Source organism: Streptomyces solincola, from assembly GCF_002982015.1.
GTDB lineage: Bacteria > Actinomycetota > Actinomycetes > Streptomycetales > Streptomycetaceae > Streptomyces > Streptomyces solincola.
Genome location: NZ_PVLV01000552.1, coordinates 1 through 5580 on the forward strand (window position 1 = coordinate 1; position 5580 = coordinate 5580).

Here is a 5580-nt window from a genome sequence, read left to right on the forward strand (position 1 = left end):
GGTGCCGGGGGCGGACGGGGCGCCGGTGGTCGCGGTGTACCTGATCCCGTTCCACCGGGCGGAGTTGTCGCTGGCGGGGCAGGTGCGCCGGCTGCTGCGGGCGGACGGGGACCGGATGCCGGGCTTCCGGGAGGTGGACTGGGGGCGGGCGCTGGCCTGGCTGAAGGGGCGGACCGGGGCGGAGCTGGCGCCGGAGCAGGAGCAGGCGGTGAGGCTCGCGCTGACCGAGAAGGTCGCGGTGCTGACCGGCGGCCCGGGGTGCGGCAAGTCGTTCACGGTCCGGTCGATCGTGGAGCTGGCGCGGGCCAAGGGCGCGAAGGTGGTGCTGGCGGCGCCGACCGGGCGGGCCGCCAAGCGGCTGGCGGAGCTGACCGGGACGGAGGCGTCCACCGTGCACCGGCTGCTGGAGCTGAAGCCCGGCGGGGACGCCGCCTACGACCGGGACCGCCCGCTGGACGCCGACCTGGTGGTCGTGGACGAGGCGTCGATGCTGGACCTGCTGCTGGCGAACAAGCTGGTCAAGGCGGTGGGGCCGGGGGCGCACCTGCTGCTGGTGGGGGACGTGGACCAGTTGCCGAGTGTGGGCGCGGGGGAGGTGCTGAGCGATCTGCTGGCTCCCGGCGGCCCGGTCCCCTCGGTGCGGCTGACGCGGATCTTCCGGCAGGCCCGGCAGTCGGGGGTGGTGACCAACGCCCACCGGATCAACGAGGGCTTGCAGCCGGTCACCCAGGGGCTCGACGACTTCTTCCTGTTCGTGGCGGACGAGACGGAGGAGGCCGGCCGCCTCGCGGTGGACGTCGCCGCCCGCCGCGTGCCCGCGAAGTTCGGCCTCGACCCGCGCCGGGACGTGCAGGTGCTCACCCCCATGCACCGCGGCCCGGCCGGGGCCGGCACCCTCAACGGCCTGCTCCAGCAGGCCGTCACCCCGGCCCGCCCGGACCTGCCGGAGAAGCGCTTCGGCGGCCGGGTCTTCCGGGTCGGCGACAAGGTCACCCAGATCAGGAACAACTATGACAAGGGCGCCAACGGGGTTTTCAACGGCACCGTCGGCGTGGTCACCGCGCTGGACGCGGTCGAGCAGCGGCTCACCGTGCTGACCGACGAGGACGAGGAGGTCGGCTACGACTTCGACGAGCTGGACGAGCTGGCGCACGCCTACGCGGTGACCATCCACCGCTCCCAGGGCAGCGAGTACCCGGCGGTGGTCATCCCGGTGACCACCGGCGCGTGGATGATGCTCCAGCGCAACCTGCTCTACACGGCCGTCACCCGGGCCCGGAAGCTGGTGGTGCTGGTGGGTTCGCGCAAGGCCATCGCCCAGGCGGTGCGCACGGTCTCCGCCGGCCGCCGGCACACCGCCCTCGCCCACCGGCTGGCCGGCGGCCGCCCGGCCGCCGGGACCGGGAGCGGTACCGGGACCGGGGCCGGTGCCGGTGCAGGCGGCGTGGATGATCGATCAGCGGTGGGATACATCACCTGACGGCCCCCACGACCGGGCGGGACTTTCGCAACCGGGGCGAAGGGGGCAGGATGAGCAGGTTGACGGCACTGAGTGCCGCCAAAAGGCCGAAAGGCCGACCCCGAGTGCACTCTGCTGGGCCAAGTGGGGGATGGTAGAGACAGTCAGGGCACCTCGAAGAAGAGGCACTACGTCGGTGAGGGATGACGTGAGCGACAACTCTGTAGTACTGCGGTACGCGGACGGTGAGTACACCTACCCGGTGGTCGAGAGCACCGTCGGCGACAAGGGCTTCGACATCGGGAAGCTCCGAGCCCAGACCGGTCTGGTGACCCTGGACAGCGGTTACGGCAACACCGCCGCGTACAAATCCGCGGTCACCTACCTGGACGGTGAGCAGGGCATCCTGCGCTACCGCGGCTACCCCATCGAGCAGCTCGCCGAGCGCTCCACCTTCCTTGAGGTCGCGTACCTGCTGATCAACGGCGAGCTGCCGAAGGTCGACGAGCTCGCCGGCTTCAAGAACGAGATCACCCAGCACACGCTGCTGCACGAGGACGTCAAGCGGTTCTTCGACGGCTTCCCGCGCGACGCCCACCCGATGGCCATGCTGTCCTCCGTGGTCAGCGCGCTGTCCACGTTCTACCAGGACAGCCACAACCCGTTCGACGAGAAGCAGCGCCACCTCTCCACGATCCGGCTGCTGGCGAAGCTGCCGACGATCGCGGCGTACGCGTACAAGAAGTCGATCGGCCACCCGTTCGTCTACCCGCGCAACGACCTCTCGTACGTCGAGAACTTCCTGCGGATGACCTTCTCCGTCCCCGCCCAGGAGTACGAGCTCGACCCGGTCGTGGTCGCCGCCCTCGACAAGCTGCTGATCCTGCACGCGGACCACGAGCAGAACTGCTCCACCTCCACCGTGCGCCTGGTCGGTTCCTCGCAGGCGAACATGTTCGCCTCGATCTCGGCCGGCATCTCCGCCCTGTGGGGCCCCCTGCACGGCGGCGCCAACCAGTCGGTGCTGGAGATGCTCCAGGGCATCCAGTCCGCCGGCGGCGACGTGGACTCCTTCATCCGCAAGGTGAAGAACAAGGAGGACGGCGTCCGCCTGATGGGCTTCGGCCACCGCGTCTACAAGAACTTCGACCCCCGGGCGAAGATCATCAAGGCGGCCGCCCACGACGTGCTCTCGGCCCTCGGCAAGTCCGACGAGCTGCTGGACATCGCGCTGAAGCTGGAGGAGCACGCGCTCGCCGACGACTACTTCGTCTCGCGGAACCTCTACCCGAACGTCGACTTCTACACCGGCCTGATCTACCGGGCCATGGGCTTCCCGACCGAGATGTTCACGGTCCTGTTCGCCCTCGGCCGGCTGCCGGGCTGGATCGCCCAGTGGCACGAGATGATCAAGGAGCCGGGCTCTCGCATCGGCCGCCCGCGCCAGATCTACACCGGCGAGGTCCTGCGCGACTTCGTCCCGGTCGAGGGCCGCTGAGCCGAGGCCCCGAGCCTTTCCGGTCCGGCCCCGGGCGTCCGCCGCCGCGGCGCATGCAGAAGCGCCCCGCCGCCGATCCCCCCACGGGTCGGCGAGCGGGGCGCTTCCCATATCCCCGGAACGGATTCCCCCCACGGGATCCGGGTCCGGGCGTCTGCCGGATTACAGCAGAGGCTCGCGGTGCGATCTGCCGGGGTACGTACGTACGGGAGGGCCGCTCAAAGCTCCCCGGTGCACGTGCCCCGGCCAACGCTTGCCATGTACGGGACGTCCCCCAAGACATCCCGATGAACGTCCCCCAAGACGTTCTGGCATCAACCATTCAGACTCGCGAGCCACCCGAATGGTTACCCCCCAATATCTGTGATCTAGGTCTCCTTGTGAAGGTCTTGTGAGTCACGTGAAGGTGAAATCACGCAACCGCAGTCACAGGGGAACCCGCGGTGACCGTCCGGACGGTCGGACGGTCCGCCGTGTCCGGGGCGTCCGGCTCAGGCGGCCGGGCCGGTCAGCTCGTACCCCGCCTCGTCGACCGCCTCGCGCACCGCGGCCTCGTCCAGTGCGGACTCCGAGACGACGGTGACGCGGCCACTCGCGGCCTCGGCGGTCACCGAGGTGACGCCGGGGAGCGCGGAGAGCTCCTTGCTGACGGCGCCCTCGCAGTGCCCGCAGGTCATGCCCGCGACCTGGTAGACCGAGGTGACCCCGACGGGCCGGCCCGCCCCGGCGGCGGCGCCGTCGTGGCAGGAGTCGCTGGGGGAGCAGCAGGAGCCGGTGGCCTGGGGCAGCTCGGTCTGGGGCTCGGCGGAGGTCATGGGTTCTCCTCGTCGTGCGTCGTGCGTCGATGGCGCGCCAGGGCGCCCGTACCGCGGTCACTGTATACCCCCAGGGGGTACTAATCCAGTTGAGGGCCCGGTGCGGCCGCCGGCCCCGTTCCGGAGGGGTACGGGGCCGGCGGTGCGACGGACGGGGGCGCCTCAGGTCTTCCGGCCCCGGTTCCCGGGGCGGTTCGCCACCCACGTACGGATCGTGTCCGCGTACCAGTAGGGCTTGCCCGACTCGACGTGGTCGGGCGGCGGAAGCAGCCCGTGCTTGCGGTACGACCGGACGGTGTCCGGCTGCACCCGGATGTGCGCGGCGATCTCCTTGTACGACCAGAGCCTTCTGTCCGTCATCTGGGGCACCTCCTCGCGGGCGCCGCGGAGGCGGCCCGGGAGGGCCGCCGGGGGAGCCGCGGCGGTGCTGACGATCACTGAGCCTGTGCCCGGAGAACGACGGAGAGTGAGGGGCATGGGTGTCTGTCGCGCGCCTGTGACGGAAGACCCGCGTAACGGAGACCTCGGTGACGCGCGGGTGACCACTGTGACCGAACCGGTGCGGTTACACGCCCCTGAGGTGCAGAAACGGTCCGCCAAGTATGCGCGCGGGCGCTCACACCCCGCAGGAGCGAAGGAAGCGCCGGGTCCGCTCGGCGATCGGGTACGGGCGGTCCGGCGGGCACGGGTACATGTCCTGCTCGACGATGGCGAAGAGGTCCACCTCCAGTCTCCGCGCGGCGGCCAGCACCGGTTCCAGGGCGGGCGCCCCGGACGGCGGCTCGCACATCACGCCCCGCGCGACGGCCGGCCCGAACGGCGTGCCCCGCGCCACGACCTCCGCGAGCACCCGCGGGTCCACCTGCTTCAGGTGCAGATAGCCGATCCGCTCCCCGTAGGTCTCGATCAGCTGGACGCTGTCCCCGCCGCAGTACGCGTAGTGGCCCGTGTCCAGGCAGAGCGCGACCAGGTCGGGGTCGGTGGCGTCGAGGAAACGGGCCACGTTCTCCTCCCCGTCGATATGCGTGTCGGCGTGCGGGTGGACCACGATCCGCAGCCCGAAGCGGTCCCGCACCTCCCGCCCGAGCCGCTCGGTCAGCCTCGTCAGGTCCCGCCACTGCGCGGGGGTCAGCTCGCGGTCCTCCAGCACCTCGCCGGTCCGGTCGTCCCGCCAGAAGGCGGGGATGACGACCAGGTGCTCGGCGCCCACGGCCCGGGCCAGCGCCGCGTTGTCGGCGACCTGCGCCCAGGTGCGCTCCCACACCTCCGGCCCGTGGTGCAGCCCGGTGAAGACGGTGCCGGCGGAGACCCGGAGTCCCCGCCGCCCGGTCTCCTCGGCGAGCCGGTCGGGATCGGTGGGCAGATAGCCGTACGGGCCCAGCTCGATCCACTCGTAGCCGGCCGCCGCCACCTCGTCCAGGAAGCGCTGCCAGGGCACCTGGCGCGCATCGTCCGGGAACCACACCCCCCAGGAGTCCGGGGCGGACCCGACCCGGATGCGGGAGAGCGGGGGGGACCCCGGAAGCGGCGCCGCGGACGGCGAGGACGGCGGCGGCTGCGGCGGACGGGTCATGCCGGCCAGCTTGACCACGCCCCGGACGGAGCGTCAAGGACACCCGGCCGCCCCGGCGGCCAGGTGAGAACGGCGTACCGCCACATGGCCGGAGGCGCCCCGGGTACGGATCACGGCCACAGGGACGCAGACCGTGAGGAGTCGTGCATGCGGGAGGAGCGGGGCCGCCCGGCCGCGTACGCCGGTACGGAGAGTCGGGCGGAGACGAGGGCGGCGACGGAGGCAGGGACGGGGG

Annotated in this window: 5 protein-coding genes; 2 read left to right on the plus strand and 3 right to left on the minus strand. The window is 71.6% G+C overall.

The genetic code is table 11. The annotated features are described in order from the left end of the window. Both recD2 and C6N75_RS26945 read left to right on the plus strand, forming a co-directional pair. On the plus strand, positions 1-1480 hold a 1480-nt coding region (recD2, locus tag C6N75_RS26940), incomplete at its 5' end, for an SF1B family DNA helicase RecD2 (protein ID WP_146132688.1). 187 nt (positions 1481-1667) lie between these two features. After that, complete coding sequence (locus tag C6N75_RS26945) at positions 1668-2957, plus strand: citrate synthase (RefSeq protein WP_105871482.1); 1290 nt, start codon at positions 1668-1670, stop codon at positions 2955-2957. 491 nt (positions 2958-3448) lie between these two features. Here C6N75_RS26945 and C6N75_RS26950 read toward each other — a convergent pair whose 3' ends face one another. From C6N75_RS26950 to C6N75_RS26960, 3 genes are all read right to left on the minus strand, one after another. Then, positions 3449-3772 carry a heavy-metal-associated domain-containing protein gene (locus tag C6N75_RS26950; protein ID WP_105871483.1) on the minus strand — a complete coding sequence of 108 codons (324 nt, stop codon included), beginning with the start codon at positions 3770-3772 and terminating at the stop codon, positions 3449-3451. 162 nt (positions 3773-3934) lie between these two features. Then, complete coding sequence (locus C6N75_RS26955) at positions 3935-4132, minus strand: helix-turn-helix transcriptional regulator (protein ID WP_105871484.1); 198 nt, start codon at positions 4130-4132, stop codon at positions 3935-3937. 256 nt (positions 4133-4388) lie between these two features. Beyond that, positions 4389-5345: a sugar phosphate isomerase/epimerase family protein gene (locus tag C6N75_RS26960; RefSeq protein ID WP_105871485.1), complete on the minus strand. Its 957-nt coding sequence runs from the start codon at positions 5343-5345 to the stop codon at positions 4389-4391. Positions 5346-5580 lie beyond the last annotated feature (235 nt).